The organism is Microbacterium sp. (genome assembly GCF_031178445.1).
GTDB lineage: Bacteria > Actinomycetota > Actinomycetes > Actinomycetales > Microbacteriaceae > Microbacterium.
Genome location: NZ_JAPSIY010000007.1, coordinates 90,314 through 108,422, shown reverse-complemented (window position 1 = coordinate 108,422; position 18,109 = coordinate 90,314). Strand labels below are relative to the sequence as shown.

Here is an 18,109-nt window from a genome sequence, read left to right as displayed (position 1 = left end):
ACCCTCATCAGAAAGAGACGACATCATGACGACGACGTCCACCGCCGCCCCTGCCATGGGTGGCGCACGCGTGCGCGTGCAGAGATTCGGCACATTCCTCTCCGGCATGATCATGCCGAACATCGCCGCGTTCATCGCGTGGGGCTTTATCACGATGCTGTTCATCCCCGCCGGGTTCTTCGGCGCCGACAGCCCGTTCGGCTGGCACTGGGCCCCCGTCGCCGAGATCATCGGCGGTGGAGGCGACTCCGCCGCCATCGGCTGGCAGGGCGCGATGACGGCACTGGCGGAGGGCGAGGGCGGGAACTTCCTCGGCTACGTCGGCTTGGTCGGCCCGATGGTCACCTACCTGCTCCCGCTGCTCATCGCGAACACCGCCGGTCGCATGGTCTACGGCGAGCGCGGCGGCGTGGTCGCGACGATCGCCACCATGGGTGTCATCGTGGGCACCAACATCCCGATGTTCCTCGGGGCCATGATCATGGGCCCGATCGCCGCTTGGCTGACGAAGAAGATGGACCGCATCTGGGACGGCAAGATCCGCCCCGGCTTCGAGATGCTCGTGAACAACTTCTCGGCGGGCATCCTCGGTATGATCCTCGCGATCGTCGGCTTCTTCGCGTTCGGCCCTGTGATGCTGGGCATCAGCACGGTCCTCGGCGCGGCGGTCGATTGGCTGGTGTCGCTTCAGCTTCTGCCGATCGTCTCGATCATCGTCGAGCCGGCGAAGGTGCTGTTCCTCAACAACGCCATCAACCACGGCGTCTTCACTCCGCTGGGCATCGAGCAGGCCACCGAGACGGGCAAGTCGCTCCTCTTCCTCATCGAGGCGAACCCCGGACCAGGCATCGGACTGCTGCTCGCGTTCACGTTCTTCGGTGTCGGCGCGGCGAAGGCCTCGGCTCCCGGAGCAGCGGTGATCCAGTTCTTCGGCGGCATCCACGAGATCTACTTCCCGTACGCCCTGAGCAAGCCGACCACGATCCTCGCGCTGATCGCCGGCGGCGCTGCGGGCGTCACCACCAACATGCTCCTCGGCGGAGGCCTGGCGTTCCCCGCAGCGCCCGGCAGCATCATCGCCGTCACCGCCGCAGCCGTCGGACCCGGAATCGCGAACCTGCTGGTCGTCTACCTGTCGGTGGTGATCGCAGCCGCAGTGACCTTCGTCATCACCGCTGTGATCCTGCGGGCCTCGCGCAAGCGCGATCTCGCCGCCGAAGAGGCGGGAGCCGGCACGTTCGGCGCGGCCATCAGCCGGACCGAGGCCAACAAGGGCAAGAAGTCCAGCGTCCTCGGCACCCTCGGCACGGGAGCCGCGACGGCCACCGCCGGGTCGGGCGCCACCACGGTCACGGCCGAGGGCCCCATCCGCAGCATCGTGTTCGCATGCGACGCAGGCATGGGTTCCTCCGCGATGGGCGCGAGCGTGCTGCGCAACAAGATCAAGCAGGCCGGCGTCGAGGGGGTCTCGGTCACCAACCAGGCGATCGCCAACCTCGACGGCTCGGCCGACCTCGTGATCACCCAGCAGCAGCTGACCGACCGCGCCAGGAACGCGTCACCGGACGCGATGCACATCTCCGTCGACAACTTCATGAACTCGCCCAAGTACGACGAGGTCGTGCAGATGGTGCAGGCTCAGGCTGAGGCGCAGACCCGGGAACCCGCGACGGCAGCGGTCGAGCAGACCACCGCCCCTGCGACAGGGACGGGTGTGCTCAGCCTCGACCGGGTGCGCATCCATGCAGGCTCCGCGACCCGTGACGAGGCGCTCAAGGAAGCGGCCGATGCGCTCGTCGCCGCCGGTGCGGTCACCCCGGACTATCTGCAGGCGATGCACGAGCGCGAGAAGTCGGTCTCGACGTTCATGGGCAACGGCCTGGCGATCCCGCACGGCACCAACGACGCGAAGGACGCCGTGCTCGGATCGGCGCTGAGCGTCGTGCGCTACGACGGCGGCGTCGACTGGGACGGCGACCGTGCGACCTTCGTGATCGGCATCGCGGGCAAGGACGGCGATCATTTGCAGATCCTCTCGCAGATCGCCGAGCTGTTCTCCGACGAGGACGACGTGGCCCGCCTCAACGCCGCGACCTCACCCGAGGAGCTCTACGACCTGCTGGCGGCGGTGAACGAGGCATGAAGGCCGTCCACTTCGGCGCCGGCAACATCGGCCGCGGATTCGTCGGCCTGCTGCTTCACCAGGGCGGCTACGAGCTCGTCTTCTCCGACGTCGCCGCCGACCTCGTGGACGCGATCAACGCCGCCGACAGCTATACGGTGCACGAGGTGGGCGAGGGCGGCGTCGACACCGTCGTCACCGGCTTCCGCGCGATCAACAGCGCACAGGCCCCGGACGCGTTGATCGCCGAGATCGCGGATGCGGACGTGGTCACCACGGCGGTCGGTCCGACGGTGCTGCCGTTCGTCGCCGCCCCCATCCTGGAGGCACTGCGGCGGAGGGATGCCGCATCCGCTCCACTGCAGGTCATGGCCTGCGAGAACGCGATCGGTGCCACCGACCTGCTGAAGCAGGAGATCATCGCGCGCGCCGGCGAGGAGTGGGAGCTCCTCGCCGGCCGGGCGGTGTTCGCGAACACCGCCGTGGATCGCATCGTGCCGGGGCAGCCGGCCGGCGGCGGAATCGACGTCACGGTCGAGCCATTCTACGAGTGGGCCATCGAACGTCTGCCGTTCGGCGGCGAACTGCCGCGGATACCCGGTGCGCACTTCGTCGAAGACCTCGGACCGTACATCGAACGCAAGCTCTTCACCGTGAACACCGGTCACGCCACCACCGCCTACCTGGGCGCGCAGGCAGGGATCGAGCGCATCTCGGATGCTCTCGCGGACGAGCGGATCGCCGGGCACGTCGCCGCAGCACTGGAGGAGACCTCCGCACTGCTCGCGGCGAAGCACGGCCTCGATCCGCATGAGCTGTCCCGGTACAGGGCGACCATCCTGAAGCGCTTCGCCAACCCTGCGCTGCCTGACACGGTATGGCGAGTGGGGCGCCAGCCGCTGCGCAAGCTCTCCCGGCACGAGCGGTTCATCGGTCCCGCCGCCGAGGCCGCGGAACGCGGGCTCCCGGTCGAAGCGCTGATCACCGCGATCGCCGCCGCCGTCGCGTTCGACGATCCTGATGACGAGCAGTCCGTGGAACTGCAGAGCCGGCTGCGCACGGGCGACCCTGTGGAACTCGCAGCCGAGGTGACGGGGCTGGATGCGCAGCATCCGCTCTTCGCCGCCGTGCGCGAGTGCTTCGTGCGGCGCTCGAAGGAGGTCGCGAGCGCCTAGGATCGTGGGATGCCCGGATCCGCCGGGCCGAGGAGACTCAATGCTGCACGCATGCACCGCGCCGCCCGTCCGGGTGCGCTGAGGCATGCTGGCGTTCACCGTCGCGGCGACCCTGATCGCCGCCGTCATCCAGCGAGTGACCGGGCTCGCGTTCGTCCTGGTGCTGATCGGCCCTGTCGTGCTGGCTTACGGCCCGGTCGAGGGAGTCACCGTCGCCGTCTTCCTCGCGGTCATCGCCTCGCTCTTCGCGGTGCCGGGCGCGTGGCGCGAGATCGAATGGCCGCGCACCCTCTGGCTGCTGGCCGCCGGACTGGTCGCAGCGCCTCTCGGCGCTCTCGTGTCGCTGACCCTCCCCGAGCCCGCGCTGCTCCTGCTCATCGGCGTGATGGGGGTCATCGCGCTCAGCGCGCAGCGACTCGGCAGGGTGGCACGGCACCTGCGCGGCCGTGGAGGTGCGATCGGGGCCGGAGCCCTGGCGGGGTTCATGCACGCGTCCAGCGGTCTCTCCGGGCCGGCGCTGGCCGCCTACGCAATGGGCGACGACTGGCCGCAGAGGCGATTCGCTGCGAGCGCTCAGGTCATCTTCCTCGGGTACGGAGCCGTCTCGGTCGCCTTGCGCGGTCTTCCCGCCACGCCGCCGCTCGAGCTGATCGTGCTGGGAGCATGCACGGCCGCCGGCATCCTCGCCGGAGCGTTCGTCGCGCGCAGGGTCCCCGTCGCGCTCGCCCGGCGCGTGATGCTGCTGTGCGCGTGGGCGGGGACGCTGGTGGTGCTGGTCAGGGCGACCGTCGCGCTCCTCGGCTGATCACGCCGACCCGCCCGCCATCGCACTGCGGGTGCGGCTCAGACGACGACGTCGTCCAGCAGCGGATGCAGATGCCGCGAGCGCAGCGCCGACACGGCGGAGCGGGCGCCGGCCGACAGCGCAGCATCCACCGCGGCACCTCGCAGCGCTGCGTCGAGCATGCCCGCGAAGAACGCGTCGCCGGCGCCGTTCGTGTCGACCACGTCGACGGGCTCCGCAGCGACGGAGTGGAGCTCCCCTGCCGCATCCACCGCGATGGCGCCGTCCGCTCCCCTCGTGCACACCGCCAGGGTCGCACCGCCCGAGATGCACGAGCGCAGGAAGGACTCGGGATCGTCGAGCCGATCCGCGCTGCACAGCACGACGTGCGCGGCGTCGAGGAAGGGGCGGTGGAATTCCTGCACACCGTCGTAGTCGTGCAGGTCGACCCAGATCGGCCGCCCTGCGGCGCGCGCCGCGGGAATCGCCGCCAGACCCTCGTCCGAGAGATCGAGCACGATCGCATCCGCGTCGGAGAGAAGTCCCTCGAGGCCCGCCGCCGCCCCTGCCGCCGGAGCCTCAGGCGTCGACAGATACAGCGAGACGCGCTCGCCCAGCGGGGCCATCAGGTTGAGATGCCGCTCGGACGTGCGAGTGGGGACGAGGTCGTCCAGGCTGACCCCGGCGTCGCGGAGCGCGGCGCGCACTCGAGATCCGGCGGCATCGGCCCCGACGCGTGCGCGTAGTCGCACTCGCCGGCCCAGAGCCGTCAGAGCGAGCGCCTTGCCCGCGCTCGTGCCGCCGAGCGTCTGCCAGTCATCGCGTGCGAAACGCATGTGCGGCACCGGGTCCGGGAGAGCGTCCAGCAGGACGAGCGTGTTCCACGACACGGCCCCGACGACGGCGATCGACGACATGCGCGGTTCCGCTGTATCCGATCGGCGCCTCAGCGCCCGAAGCCCTCGGAGATCATCTCGACCAGCTCCTCGCGCTCCTCGACGGGGAGGAAGGCTGCAGACGCGGCGTTGAACTGGAAGGTCTCGAGGTCGTCGAGGTCGTAGTCGAACGCGTCGACGAGCAGGCCCAGTTCACGAGTCAGCGAGGTGGCGCTCATGGTGCGGTTGTCGACGTTCACGGTGACCGCGAAGCCGAGCTGGTACAGCAGGTCGAACGGGTGGTCGGCGAGCTCATCGCCCCACTGTGCGATCGCACCGGTCTGCAGGTTCGACGACGGCGAGAGCTCGAGCGGGATCTCACGGTCTCGCACCCAGCGTGCCAGGTCACCGAACTGCACCTGCACCTCGTCGCCCTCACGCTCCACGATCTGCAGATCCTCGGCGATGCGCACGCCGTGACCGAGGCGAAGCGCGCGGCCGTCGAGGAGGGCGGAGCGGATGGATGCGGCGCCCGCCGCCTCACCGGCGTGCACCGTCACGGGCATGAATTCCGCGGCGAGATGGTCGAAGGCCGCACGGTGTCCGGAGGCCGGGAAGCCGTCCTCGGGACCTGCGATGTCGAAGCCGACCACACCGCGTTCGCGGTTGGCCACCGCCAGGCGCGCGATCTCGAGCGAGCGGTCGGTGTGCCGCAGCGCGGAGAGGATCTGTCCCATCCGGATGCTGTGGCCGGCGGCGTCCGCCTCGTCCTCGCCCTCTTCGATACCGCGCTGGACCGCGTTCACCGCCTGCTGAGGGCTCAGCCCTCCCGCGAGGTGCAGCTCCGGCGCCCAGCGCACCTCACCGTAGATCACGCCGTCGGCCGCGAGATCGGCGACGAACTCCCGTGTCACGCGGATGAGCGCCTGCTCGGTCTGCATGACCGAGCTGGTGACGTCGAAGGTCTTCAGGTACTCGACCAGCGAACCCGAATCGCAGTTCTCGGCGAACCAGCGCCGCAGCGCCTCGGCGTCATGAGCCGGTGTCTGCACGCCCACCTGGTCCGCGAGCTCGATGATGGTGGCGGGGCGCACCGCGCCGTCCAGGTGGTCGTGCAGCGACACCTTCGGCAGGGATCGCAGCGAGACACCCTGGACCTTCCGGTCGGCGTTCTGATCGATGCTCATGGTGTTCCTCGTCTCAGCTCTCGGCGGTGATGCGTTCGCGCACGAGCGATGTCGCCGGCGGTGCGGTCTGTCCGACCTCGTACGCGCCGTCGAGAGCCTGCAGCGCGCGGGCGAAGCGTGCGTCGTCGTCGGCAGACAGCGTGAACAGCGGCTGACCGGCGCTCACCCGCTGGCCGGGCTTGGCGTGCAGATCGATACCCGCCGCGTGGATCACGGGATCCTCGGCGCGGGCGCGCCCTGCGCCCAGACGCCACGCCGCGATACCGAACGGCAGCGCGTCCATGCGCGACACGACGCCGTCGACGGCCGCGCGCACCACGTGGGTCTCACGGGCGATGGGAAGCGCCGCATCCGGATCCCCGTCCTGGGCGCGGATCATCGCACGCCACGAGTCCATCGCGCGGCCGTCGTCCAGCGCCTGCTCCACATCGGCGTCCGGCTGTCCGGCGAGAGCGAGCATCTCACGGGCGAGAGCGACGGTGAGCTCGCGCACGTCGGCAGGGCCGCCGCCGGCGAGCACCTCGACCGATTCACGCACCTCGTTCGCGTTGCCGATCGCGAGACCGAGCGGCGTGTTCATGTCGGTCAGCAGGGCGGTGGTGGCCACTCCCGAATCGGTGCCGAGCGCGACCATCGTGCGCGCGAGCTCCCGCGCCCTGTCGATGTCCTGCATGAAGGCGCCGTTTCCGAACTTCACGTCCAGCACCAGAGCATCCGTGCCTTCGGCGATCTTCTTGGACATGATGCTCGATGCGATCAGCGGGATCGCCTCGACCGTGCCGGTGACGTCGCGCAGCGCGTAGAGCTTCTTGTCCGCGGGGGCCAGTCCCGAACCGGCCGCGCAGATCACCGCACCGACATCCCCCTTCATCTGCGCGAACATCTCGTCGTTCGACAGCGCCGCGCGCCATCCCGGGATCGACTCGAGCTTGTCGAGCGTGCCACCGGTGTGGCCGAGGCCGCGACCGCTCAGCTGCGGTACGGCGACGCCGAACACGGCGACGAGCGGGGCCAGCGGCAGGGTGATCTTGTCGCCGACACCACCGGTGGAGTGCTTGTCGACCGTCCGCTTGCCCAGCCCGCGGAAGTCCATGCGCTCTCCCGACGCGATCATCGCGTCGGTGAGCACGCGGATCTCGTCTCGCTGCATGCCGCGTTGGAAGACCGCCATCGCGAACGACGCCATCTGCGCGTCAGACACGTAACCGCGGGTGTACGCGTCGACCATCCAGCGCAGCGCCGGTTCGGCCACCGCTCCCCCGTCGCGCTTCGCGCGGATGACGTCGACGGCGTCGAAGGGCTCGATGCTCATCGTGCGGCCTCCCGCGCGGCCGAGTGGCGCAGATCGTACGGCCCGAAGGCGTCCGGCAGCACCTCGTCGATGGTGCGCACTCCCGATACGGTCTCGAGCAGCATGCCCGGGCTCGCGTGCTCGAACAGCAGCTGACGGCAGCGGCCGCACGGCATGATCGTCTCGCCGTCGCCGTTCACGCAGCTGAAGGCCACAAGGCGGCCGCCCCCCGACATGAACAGGTCGCCGACCAGGGCGCACTCCGCGCACAGCGTGACCCCGTACGACGCATTCTCGATGTTGCACCCCGCGACGATGCGGCCGTCGTCGACCAGTGCGGCCGCCCCGACCTTGTACTGCGAATACGGCGCGTAGGCCCTGCGCATCGCGTCGGTGGCGACCTGACGCAGTTCGTCCCAGTCGATGTCGGTCACGTTTCTGCTCCTCGGGTGGTATCAGGACTTGATGTACGGCTCGCCGTCTGCGGCCGGAGCGCGGGAGCGTCCGACCAGACCGGCGACCGCGAAGATCGTCACGATGTACGGCAGCATGAGCATGAACTGGCTGGGCACCGGCGAGCCGATCACGCTCAGCACGCTCTGCAGGTTGGTCGCGAAGCCGAACAGCAGTGCGGCCAGCGTCGCGCGGATCGGGTCCCACTTTCCGAAGATGACAGCGGCGAGCGCGATGAAGCCCGCTCCCGCCGTCATCTCGGGGTTGAACCGGGGAACGGAGACCAGCGTGTAGAAGGCTCCGCCCATGCCGGCGATCGCGCCTGCGATCAGCACGTTCATGTAGCGGGTGCGTGCGACGTTGATGCCCACGGTGTCGGCGGCCTGCGGGTGCTCGCCCACCGCCCGCATGCGCAGGCCCCACCGGGTGCGGTACATGCCGTACCAGACCACGAAGACGATGACGTACATCAGGTACACGACGATCGTCTGGCGGAACAGGATGGGACCGATCACCGGGATGTCGCTGAGCAGCGGGATCGCGATCTCGCGGAACGGCTCGACGGTGTTCATGGTCTGCTCGTTGGGTGAGAGCACCTGGCGGAACAGGAACGTCGTCAGCCCGATGACGAGCACGTTCAGCACCACACCGACGATGACCTGGTCGACGTAGTAGGTGATGGCGAACACGCCCAGCACGAGCGCGACGAGCACTCCCGCCGCCATCGCGGCGACGAGCCCAGCCCAGGGCGTGCCGACCAGGGAGGCGACGACCGCCGCGGTGAAGGCGCCCGCCAGCAGCTGCGCCTCGATCGCGATGTTCACCACACCAGCCCGTTCGCCGATGACACCGCCGAGGGCGCCGAAGATCAGCGGGGTGGCCAGCGCCAGCGCCCCGCTGAGGAGGCTGATCATCGGCAGGGTTCCCGAGCTGCCCGCGGCCGCCCACGCGAGGAAGCCGACGATCAGGGCGACAGCGTAGACCGCGATCATCCAGAGCGGTACGGTCCGGCGCGCAGCCGATCGGAGCGCCGCCACCACGGTGATGACCGCGCCGACGGCGACGCCGATCCAGGCGGTGGCCGTACCGGGGACGACGAGGTCGGGCACGCCGATGATCTCCCTGCCAGCGGCGAAGCGGAATACCGCGTCGCCTGCGCGCGGAACGAAGAGCGGCAGCATCGCGACCAGCACGGTGATCATCCCGAGGATGATCGGCGTCTTCCAGGAGACGACGGCGACGGTGCGGGGCTCCGCCTCGAGAGTCTGGGCGCTCATGCCTCCACCTTCCTTCCTTCGGTGGATTCGGAACGACGCTCGGCAGCGCGACGCTGCCGTCGCGAGAGCCGTCCCGGCTGCGGCAGGCCGAACATGGCGCGCACCAGCGGCGGGGCGGCGATGAACAGCACGATCAGCGACTGGACGACGAGCACGATCTCGATCGGCACGCCCTCCGCGACCTGCATCGTGAAGCCGCCCGTCTTGAAGGCGCCGAACAGCAGTCCTGCGAACAGGATGCCGAGTGGGCGCGAGCGTCCCAGCAGCGCGACGGTGATCGCATCGAAGCCGATTCCGGCGTCGATGCCGCCGCCGAAGCCCTTGGGCTCGGTGCCGAGCACCTGGCTGACGCCGGCGAGGCCGACGAGTGCGCCGGCGATGACCATCACGAGGAAGTACATCCGCCCCACCGAGATGCCCGCGGTACGAGCAGCGGCAGGGTTCTCGCCGACCGCCCGGAACCGGTAGCCGAGGCTGGAGCGCTCCAGCAGCCACCAGGTGATCGCGACCGCGATCAGAGCGAAGAGGAAGCCGAGGTGCAGCTTGTACATCGGTCCGAGGATCTGCGGCAGCACAGCGCTGTCGGCCATCGGCTCGGTCTTCGGGTTGCTCGAACCAGGCGCCTGCAGGATCCCCTGCGTCGCGAGCATCCACGCCAGCAGATAGACCGCGATGTGGTTGAGCATGATCGTGACGATCACCTCATGGGCCCCCGTGCGCGCCTTGAGCAGTCCGGCGATGCCGGCCCAGACGGCTCCGGCGACGAGCCCGGCTGCGAGCGCGGCGAGCATGTGCAGCGGGAACGGCAGCTGCCAGGAGGTGGCGACGTACCCCGCCGCGGCGGCGGCCATGAGCATCTGGCCCTGCCCGCCGATGTTGAACAGGCCGGCGCGGAAGGCGAGCCCGACGCCGAGCCCCGCGGCGATCAGCGGCGTGGCGAACTTCAGCGTCTCGGTGAGGGGACGGATGCCGATCGCGAACGAGTCGGCGTTGAAGTTATAGATCGAGCCGCGGAACAGCGCCGCGTAGGCGCCGCCGATGGCGCTGCCCAGGGCCTGGAAGGTGTCACCGGGGCGCTGGAAGAAGTAACCGGCAGCGGTCTGCACCTCTTTGTCCGTCACCGCGATCATGAGGGATCCGACGATCACGGCGGCGATGACGGCGAGAAGCGAGATGGTGAAGTTCCCCGTCACCACACGCATCAGCGCCTGCCGGGCGCGCGAGGGCGGAGGCGCCTGCTGCGGCGCGACGGTCTGCGTCTCAGCGGCGGTCATGCGGAGGCTCCTTCGTTCACGGCGCCGGCCATCATCAGGCCGAGCTGCTCGCGCGGGGTGTCGCCGGGCACGATCCCGACGATCTTGCCGTGGTACATCACGAGAATGCGGTCGGCCAGCGCCGAGACCTCGTCCAGCTCGGTGGAGATGACGATCACGGGCACGCCCGCATCGCGCGTCTCGACGATGCGCTTGTGGATGAACTCGATCGAGCCGACGTCCACACCGCGGGTGGGCTGCGCGGCGACGAAGAGCGACAGGTCACGGCTCAGCTCGCGAGCGAGCACCACCTTCTGCTGATTGCCGCCGGACAGACGGCCCGCTGCCTGCGACGGCCCCTGCGTGCGGATGTCGAACTCGGCGATCTTCTCCTTCGCGAACTCGTCCAGCAGCCCCAGCTGCAGGGCTCCTGCCTTCACGAAGGGCGCGCCGTTGGAGCGATCGAGCATGAGGTTCTCTGCGATCGAGAACTCCTTCACAAGGCCGTCGACGCCGCGGTCCTCGGGCACGAACCCGACACCGGCGTCGAGGATGTGCCTGACGCTGCGCCCGACCAGTTCCTGCCCGTTCAGGCGGATGCTGCCGCGCACCTTATCCTGCAGCCCCAGCAGCGCCTCGGTGAGCTCGGTCTGTCCGTTGCCCTGCACACCGGCGACGGCGAGGATCTCTCCCCCGCGAACCTCGAACGAGGCCGCGTCGACAAGCACGGTGCCGGCGGCATCCGTCACGGTGAGGTCCTGCACGACCAGCGAGTTACCGCTGTACTGCGGGGCGTCCTTGTGCACGGTCAGCTCGACCGCGCGGCCGACCATCAGCGACGCGAGCTCGGCGTTGGAGGCCGTCGGCTCCGCCTCACCGACCACCTTGCCGAGCCGGATCACGGTGATGCGGTCGGCCACTTCGCGCACTTCACGCAGCTTGTGCGTGATGAAGACGATCGCTGTGCCCTGCTCGCGCAGCTGGCGCATGGTCGCCATCAGCTCGTCGGTCTCCTGTGGCGTCAGCACCGCCGTCGGCTCGTCGAAGACGAGGATGCTCGCATCGCGCGACAGCGCCTTGATGATCTCGACCCGCTGCTGCACGCCGACCGGAAGGTCCTCCACGACGGCATCGGGGTTCACGTCGAACCCGAACCGGTCGGAGATCTCCTTCACTCGCCGACGCGCCGCCGCCAGATCCAGACGGCCGCCGAACGTGGTCTGCTCGTGGCCGAGCATCACGTTCTCGGCGACGGTGAAGACCGGCACCAGCATGAAGTGCTGGTGCACCATGCCGATACCCGCGTTCATCGCATCGCCGGGGCCGGCGAAGTGCTGCACCTCGTCGTCGATGAGGATCTGCCCCTCGTCGGCCTGGTACAGGCCGTAGAGGACGTTCATCAGCGTGGACTTCCCCGCGCCGTTCTCCCCCAGGAGACAGTGGATCTCCCCCGGCTCCACGACCAGATCGATGTGGTCGTTGGCCGTCAGTGCGCCGAACCTCTTCGTTATGCCGCGCAGCTCGAGCTTCATGTGTCCGATCCTATTCGTGACATGCTGCGTCTCCCAGGGATCGCCCGAGCAGACGACAGCGGGGAGGCCGGCTCGGCCGGCCTCCCCGTTGCGTGTTGTCGTTACTCGCTCAGGTACGAGGTGACGGTGATCTCGCCGGCGATGATGTCCTGCTTGATCTGGTCGACCTGCTCCATGAGCTCGGCGTCGACCTTGTCCTCGAAGTTGTGCAGCGGCGCGATGCCGACACCCTCGTTCTCGAGCGTGCCGACGTACGGCTCGCCGCTGAACTCGCCCTCGGCGGCCGACATCAGGGCCTCGTACACCGAGAGGTCCATCGCCTTCAGCACCGAGGTGAGCACGAAGTCGGCCGTGGTCGGGTCGGTCTCGAACAGGTCGGCGTCGGCGCCGATCAGCGCGATGTCCTTGCCGGACTCCTTGATGGCCTGCAGGCCCGACTGGTAGATCGGTCCGCCGACGGGGAAGAGCACGTCCACGCCCTGGTCGATGACGTTCTTCGCGACGGTCTTCGCCTCCTGGTTGGCCTCGAAGCCACCGGTGAACGAGCCGGTCGTGCCGTCCCACCCGACGACCTGAACGGAGGTGCCGTTCTGCTCGTTGTAGTGGTCGACGCCCTGCTTGAAGCCGTCCATGAAGATGGTGACCGTCGGGAACTCCATGCCGCCGAAGGTGCCGACCTTGCCCGACTCGGAGTAGCCGGCCGACAGATAGCCGGCCAGGAACGCCGCCTCAGCGGTGTTGTAGAGCAGCGGCTTGACGTTGTCGGGCTTGTTCTCGCCACCGGCGTCGTCGACGAGGACGAAGTCGGTGTCGGGGTTGGCGGTCGCGGCGTCCACGGTCGCCTGCGAGAGCGCGAAGCCGACGGCGACGACGGCGTTGCAGCCGGCGCTGACCATGTTGTCCATGTTCGGGCCGTACTCGGTCTCGGTGTTCGACTGCGCCGTCTTGGCGGGCACGCCGATCTCCTCGGCGGCCTTCTCGGTGCCTTCGAGCGAGAGCTGGTTGAAGGACTTGTCCTCGAAGCCGCCGAAGTCGGAGACGATGCAGGTCTGGAAGTCGGAAGCGGCGTCGCCCCCGCCACCGGGGTTGTTCTCGGTCGGCGCCTGGCCGCAGCCGGCGAGCGCGAAGATGACGCCGGCGGCGATGGTCGCGCCGAGCAGCTTCCTGGTCGTAGAGATGGGCACTCTTGCCTCCCCTGAAGAGATTCCCGCGGACATCGCGGATCGATATAAGTTACCTACGGTTACGCGAACAGTGCACGCTCGCCCCCGTTGTGCTGGCGAAAGGTTACAAACCTGCAATGATGGCCGCGCGGAGCGCTTGGCCACCGGCCACAGTCGCGGCGGACGGCGTCAGAGCACGTCGCCGCGCCCGGTGAGCTTGAGCGACTCGACGACGCCCTTGACCCGCTGGGCGTGTTCGACCGTGGTGACCAGAAGCGCGTCCTCCGTGTCGACCACCACGATGTCCTGCACGCCGACGAGGCTGATCACGCGCGAGGTCTGGCTGACGAGGATCCCGCTCGCCGCATCCGTGAGCACCCGCGCCTTCGGCCCCAGCACCGCGAGATCGTTCTTGCGGCCGTGGGTGATGAGCTTGGTGAGCGATGCGAAGTCCCCCACGTCGTCCCAGTCGAAATGTCCTGGCACGACGGCGAGCCTGCCCCGCTCGGCGGCGGGCTCGGCGACGGCGTAGTCGATGGCGATCTTCTTCAGCCTCGGCCAGATGCGATCGACGGCCGGTCCGCGGCGATCACGATCTTCCCAGGCCTCGGCGAGCTCGAGCAGGCCCGCGTGCAGCTCGGGCTCGTTGACCGCGAGCTCATCGAGCAGCACGCTCGCCTTCGCGATGAACATGCCCGCGTTCCACAGGTAGGTGCGCTCGGCCAGATAGGACTTCGCCGTCTCGAGGTCGGGCTTCTCGACGAAGCGCTCGACGAGCGCCGCCTCGCGCGCTCCCTCGATGATCAGCTCGGGTCCGCGCTTGATGTAGCCGAAGCCGACCGCAGGCTCGGTGGGCGAGATGCCGATCGTGCAGATGTATCCCTCGCGCGCCACCTCCACGGCGTCGCGGACGGCGAACTCGAACACCCGGGTGCCGCGGATGACGTGGTCGGCGCTGAAGGAGCCGATGATCACGTCGGGCTCCCTGCGATGCAGGATCGCCGCAGCGAGTCCGATGGCGGCGGCGGAATCACGTGGCTCCGACTCGAGGAAGACGTTGAGGTCGGCGATGCCCGGCAGCTGCTCCTCGACCGCGGCGCGGTGCGCCCGCCCGGTGACGACGGCGATCCGATCAGGACCTGTGAGGGGCTCGAGCCGGTCCCACGTGTCGCGCAGCAGCGACTTGCCGGACCCGGTCAGATCGTGCAGGAACTTCGGCGCATCCGCACGCGAGAGCGGCCACAGCCTGCTGCCGATGCCGCCCGCCGGGATCACTGCGTAGAAGTCGTCGATTCGCCCCATGCCCCCTAACCTATCCGTCGCCCGCGCGGCACCGGGAGCTCACGATAGGCGCTCGACATGGAGACGATGCGGGATCCGAATGACAGCCGGCCGCCTTAGGGTCGCCTTCGTCGCACCCGGTGTTCCTGCAGGAATAGGATGTTGGGGATCGGGCCCGCCCTCGGTGCGCGCGCCCGGCATCGCATCGATCAGGGAGGACGACCGTGTCCACGAGCACTCGCTTGACACCGTCGATTTCGGAAACCACATCGAAGACGCCGCGCGGAACCCTCTATCGGGGCCGCGAAGGCATGTGGTCGTGGGTGCTTCACCGCATCACCGGAGTCGCGATCTTCTTCTTCCTCCTGGTGCATGTGCTCGACACGGCGCTCATCCGCGTCTCGCCCGAGGCGTACGACGCGGTCATCGGCACCTACAAGAACCCCATCATGGCGTTCGGCGAGGTGGTGCTCGTGGCCGGCATCGCGTTCCACGCGATGAACGGCCTGCGGATCATCCTCGTGGACTTCTGGGCGAAGGGCGCGAAGTACCAGCGCCAGCTGTTCTGGATCGTGATCGGCGTGTGGGCGGTCATCATGGCCGGCTTCGTGCCACGCCACCTCGCCCTCGCGTTCGCCGGATTCGGAGGAGGACACTGATGTCGGCGCAGACCGTCGCACCCGCCGCTCGCCGTCAGCGCGGGTTCAACCTCGAGAAGTGGGGCTGGCTGTTCATGCGCGCCTCCGGGGTGCTGCTCGTCGTGCTCATCTTCGGCCACCTGTTCGTGAACCTCATGGTCGGCCAGGGCATCCACGCCCTCGACTTCGCCTTCGTCGCAGGCAAGTTCGCCAATCCGTTCTGGCAGTGGTGGGACGTGCTGATGCTCTGGCTGGCCCTCATCCACGGCGCCAACGGCATGCGCACGATCGTCAACGACTACGTGACCAACGAGAAGGCGCGCAAGGCGCTGGTGTGGGCCCTCGGTCTCGCCGCGGCCCTGCTGATCATCCTGGGCACCCTCGTGGTGTTCACGTTCGACCCGTGCGGCGGCGTCCTCGAGGACGGCGCCATGTGGGAGACCTGCCAGGCTCTGGGCAAGTAACGAAGAAGAGGCATACGAGTGACCACGCAGACCCAGGATTCCGTCGTCCGCGACGGTGTGCACTACCACCAGTTCGACATCGTCATCGTGGGCGCCGGAGGCGCCGGGATGCGAGCCGCGATCGAGGCAGGCCCCGGCGCGAGGACCGCGGTCATCTCGAAGCTGTACCCCACCCGTTCGCACACCGGTGCGGCACAGGGCGGCATGGCGGCTGCGCTCGCCAACGTCGAGGAGGACAGCTGGGAGTGGCACACCTTCGACACGATCAAGGGCGGCGACTACCTCGTCGACCAGGACGCCGCCGAGATCCTCGCCAAGGAGGCCATCGACGCCGTCATCGACCTCGAGAACATGGGTCTGCCTTTCAACCGCACCCCGGACGGCAAGATCGACCAGCGCCGGTTCGGCGGGCACACCGCCGAGCACGGCAAGACGCCCGTCCGTCGCGCCTGCTACGCCGCTGACCGCACCGGCCACATGATCCTGCAGACGCTGTTCCAGAACTGCGTCAAACTCGGCATCAACTTCTTCAACGAGTTCTACGTGCTCGATCTGATCACCGTGAAGGATGCCGCAGGCGCCACGCAGATCGCCGGTGTCGTCGCCTATGACCTGTCCACGGGCGAGCTGCACGTGTTCCACTCCAAGGCCGTGGTCTTCGCGACCGGCGGCTTCGGCAAGATCTTCAAGACCACCTCCAACGCGCACACCCTCACCGGTGACGGCGTCGGGATCGTGTGGCGCAAGGGCCTGCCTCTCGAGGACATGGAGTTCTTCCAGTTCCACCCGACCGGCCTCGCCGGCCTCGGCATCCTGCTGACGGAAGGCGCCCGCGGTGAGGGCGCGATCCTCCGCAACGCCTCGGGTGAACGGTTCATGGAGCGCTACGCCCCCACGATCAAGGACCTCGCCCCGCGCGACATCGTGGCACGATCCATGGTGCAGGAGGTGCTCGACGGGCGGGGCGCCGGGCCGCACAAGGACTACGTGCTGCTGGACTGCACCCACCTCGGTGCCGAGATCCTCGAGACGAAGCTTCCCGACATCACCGAGTTCGCCCGCACGTATCTGGGTGTCGACCCCGTCGTCGAGCCGGTGCCGGTCATGCCGACGGCGCACTATGCGATGGGCGGCATCCCGACGAACAACAACGCCGAGGTGCTCTCCGACAACGACACCGTCGTGCCGGGCCTGTACGCGGCCGGCGAGTGCGCCTGCGTGTCGGTGCACGGCTCGAACCGTCTGGGCACCAACTCGCTGCTCGACATCAACGTCTTCGGCAAGCGCGCCGGCCGCAACGCCGTCGAGTACGTGAAGACCGCCGACTTCGTGCCGCTGCCCGATAACCCCGCCGCCTTCGTCTCGGACATGATCGAGGGCCTGCGCAACGGCCAGGGCACCGAGCGCATCGCGGTGCTGCGCAAGACGCTGCAGGACGAGATGGACAGGGGGGCTCAGGTGTTCCGCACCCAGGAGTCGCTGCAGCACGTGCTCGGCGTCATCGCGGAGCTGCGCGAGCGCTACAAGAACATCCACGTCGACGACAAGGGCCACCGTTTCAACACCGACCTGCTCGAGGCGGTCGAGCTGGGCTTCCTGCTCGACATCGCCGAGGTCGTCGTCTACGCCGCTCAGAACCGCGAGGAGAGCCGCGGCGGCCACATGCGCGACGACTTCCCGAACCGCGACGACGAGAACTGGATGAAGCACACGATGGCGTATCTCACCGGAGACGCGCACTCGTCCGACCCGAGCGATCACATCAAGCTCGACACGAAGCCGGTGGTGTTCGCGAAGAACGAGAACGGCGAGTTGCGGTACCCGCCGATGGAGAGGAAGTACTGAGCATGTCGAACGCCGTCGCAGAGGCACCCACCGCCGACACGGGTGTGCAGTCCTTCCTGGTGACCTTCATCATCCGCCGCTTCGACCCCGAGGTCGACGCCGAGCCGAGGTGGGTCGACTACGACGTGGAGCTGTACTCCACCGATCGCGTGCTCGACGCCCTGCACAAGATCAAGTGGGAGGTCGACGGTTCGCTGTCGTTCCGCCGCTCCTGTGCGCACGGCATCTGCGGCTCCGACGCCATGCGCATCAACGGCCGCAACCGGCTGGCGTGCAAGACCCTGATCAAGGACCTCGACATCTCGAAGCCGATCTACGTCGAGGCGATCAAGGGCCTGCCGCTCGAGAAGGACCTCATCGTCGACATGGAGCCGTTCTTCGCCTCCTACCGCGAGGTGCAGCCCTTCCTCATCGCGAACTCCGCGCCCGAGAAGGGCAAGGAGCGGGTGCAGTCGATCGCCGACCGCGCGATCTTCGACGACACCACCAAGTGCATCCTGTGCGCGGCGTGCACCTCGTCGTGCCCGGTGTTCTGGACGGACGGCCAGTACTTCGGTCCTGCCGCCATCGTGAACGCCCACCGCTTCATCTTCGACTCGCGCGACGATGCGGGCGACGTGCGCCTCCACATCCTCAACGACAAGGAAGGCGTCTGGCGCTGCCGCACGACCTTCAACTGCACGGAGGCGTGCCCTCGCGGCATCGAGGTCACCAAGGCCATCGCGGAGGTGAAGCAGGCCGTCCTGCGCGGCGGTCGCTGACACCTCTC

The 18,109-nt window shown here is 68.5% G+C and carries 16 protein-coding genes; 7 read left to right on the top strand and 9 right to left on the bottom strand.

What is annotated here, in order from left to right; genetic code table 11:
• Window positions 1-25 precede the first annotated feature (25 nt).
• The 3 genes from RIN43_RS11390 to RIN43_RS11380 all read left to right on the top strand — a co-directional run bounded on the left by RIN43_RS11390 (window position 26) and on the right by RIN43_RS11380 (window position 4,102).
• Window positions 26-2,143 carry a PTS mannitol transporter subunit IICBA gene (locus tag RIN43_RS11390; protein WP_309129041.1) on the top strand — a complete coding sequence of 706 codons (2,118 nt, stop codon included), beginning with the start codon at window positions 26-28 and terminating at the stop codon, window positions 2,141-2,143.
• A complete protein-coding gene (locus RIN43_RS11385) occupies window positions 2,140-3,297 on the top strand; it encodes a mannitol-1-phosphate 5-dehydrogenase (RefSeq protein WP_309129040.1) in 1,158 nt (385 codons plus the stop codon). Before RIN43_RS11390 ends, RIN43_RS11385 begins: the two co-directional genes overlap by 4 nt.
• Window positions 3,298-3,382: 85 nt before the next feature.
• Entirely contained in the window at window positions 3,383-4,102 is a 720-nt protein-coding gene (locus RIN43_RS11380; RefSeq protein WP_309129039.1) for a sulfite exporter TauE/SafE family protein, read from the top strand.
• A 38-nt stretch (window positions 4,103-4,140) separates the two neighbouring features.
• Here RIN43_RS11380 and RIN43_RS11375 read toward each other — a convergent pair whose 3' ends face one another.
• From RIN43_RS11375 to RIN43_RS11335, 9 genes are all read right to left on the bottom strand, one after another.
• Window positions 4,141-4,998 (bottom strand): carbohydrate kinase family protein, encoded by an 858-nt coding sequence (locus RIN43_RS11375; RefSeq protein WP_309129038.1) that lies wholly within the window; start codon window positions 4,996-4,998, stop codon window positions 4,141-4,143.
• Window positions 4,999-5,027: 29 nt separating this feature from the next.
• Window positions 5,028-6,143 (bottom strand): adenosine deaminase, encoded by a 1,116-nt coding sequence (locus tag RIN43_RS11370; protein WP_309129037.1) that lies wholly within the window; start codon window positions 6,141-6,143, stop codon window positions 5,028-5,030.
• A 13-nt stretch (window positions 6,144-6,156) separates the two neighbouring features.
• Window positions 6,157-7,455, bottom strand: a complete 1,299-nt coding sequence (locus RIN43_RS11365; protein WP_309129036.1) for a thymidine phosphorylase — start codon at window positions 7,453-7,455, stop codon at window positions 6,157-6,159.
• A complete protein-coding gene (locus tag RIN43_RS11360) occupies window positions 7,452-7,868 on the bottom strand; it encodes a cytidine deaminase (RefSeq protein WP_309129035.1) in 417 nt (138 codons plus the stop codon). Before RIN43_RS11360 ends, RIN43_RS11365 begins: the two co-directional genes overlap by 4 nt.
• A 21-nt stretch (window positions 7,869-7,889) precedes the next feature.
• Window positions 7,890-9,164, bottom strand: a complete 1,275-nt coding sequence (locus RIN43_RS11355; protein ID WP_309129034.1) for an ABC transporter permease — start codon at window positions 9,162-9,164, stop codon at window positions 7,890-7,892.
• Complete coding sequence (locus RIN43_RS11350) at window positions 9,161-10,438, bottom strand: ABC transporter permease (protein WP_309129033.1); 1,278 nt, start codon at window positions 10,436-10,438, stop codon at window positions 9,161-9,163. Before RIN43_RS11350 ends, RIN43_RS11355 begins: the two co-directional genes overlap by 4 nt.
• Entirely contained in the window at window positions 10,435-11,949 is a 1,515-nt protein-coding gene (locus RIN43_RS11345) for an ABC transporter ATP-binding protein (RefSeq protein ID WP_309129032.1), read from the bottom strand. The genes RIN43_RS11350 and RIN43_RS11345 overlap by 4 nt, the downstream gene beginning before the upstream one ends.
• Before the next feature lie 101 nt (window positions 11,950-12,050).
• Complete coding sequence (locus RIN43_RS11340; RefSeq protein ID WP_309129031.1) at window positions 12,051-13,133, bottom strand: BMP family ABC transporter substrate-binding protein; 1,083 nt, start codon at window positions 13,131-13,133, stop codon at window positions 12,051-12,053.
• Between the two features lie 168 nt (window positions 13,134-13,301).
• On the bottom strand, window positions 13,302-14,414 hold the full coding sequence (locus RIN43_RS11335; RefSeq protein ID WP_309129030.1) for a mannose-1-phosphate guanylyltransferase: 1,113 nt from the start codon (window positions 14,412-14,414) through the stop codon (window positions 13,302-13,304).
• Window positions 14,415-14,617: 203 nt separating this feature from the next.
• Here RIN43_RS11335 and sdhC point away from each other — a divergent pair, with 203 nt between their 5' ends.
• From sdhC to RIN43_RS11315, 4 genes are read left to right on the top strand one after another with little or no spacing between them, the layout of a single operon-like run.
• Window positions 14,618-15,052, top strand: coding sequence for a succinate dehydrogenase, cytochrome b556 subunit (sdhC, locus tag RIN43_RS11330; protein WP_309129029.1), 435 nt, complete (start codon window positions 14,618-14,620; stop codon window positions 15,050-15,052).
• Window positions 15,052-15,495 carry a succinate dehydrogenase, hydrophobic membrane anchor protein gene (sdhD, locus tag RIN43_RS11325; protein WP_309129028.1) on the top strand — a complete coding sequence of 148 codons (444 nt, stop codon included), beginning with the start codon at window positions 15,052-15,054 and terminating at the stop codon, window positions 15,493-15,495. The genes sdhC and sdhD overlap by 1 nt, the downstream gene beginning before the upstream one ends.
• Before the next feature lie 18 nt (window positions 15,496-15,513).
• Complete coding sequence (gene sdhA, locus RIN43_RS11320; RefSeq protein ID WP_309129027.1) at window positions 15,514-17,340, top strand: succinate dehydrogenase flavoprotein subunit; 1,827 nt, start codon at window positions 15,514-15,516, stop codon at window positions 17,338-17,340.
• A 2-nt stretch (window positions 17,341-17,342) separates the two neighbouring features.
• Window positions 17,343-18,101 (top strand): succinate dehydrogenase iron-sulfur subunit, encoded by a 759-nt coding sequence (locus tag RIN43_RS11315; protein WP_309129026.1) that lies wholly within the window; start codon window positions 17,343-17,345, stop codon window positions 18,099-18,101.
• The last annotated feature ends 8 nt before the right edge of the window (window positions 18,102-18,109 follow it).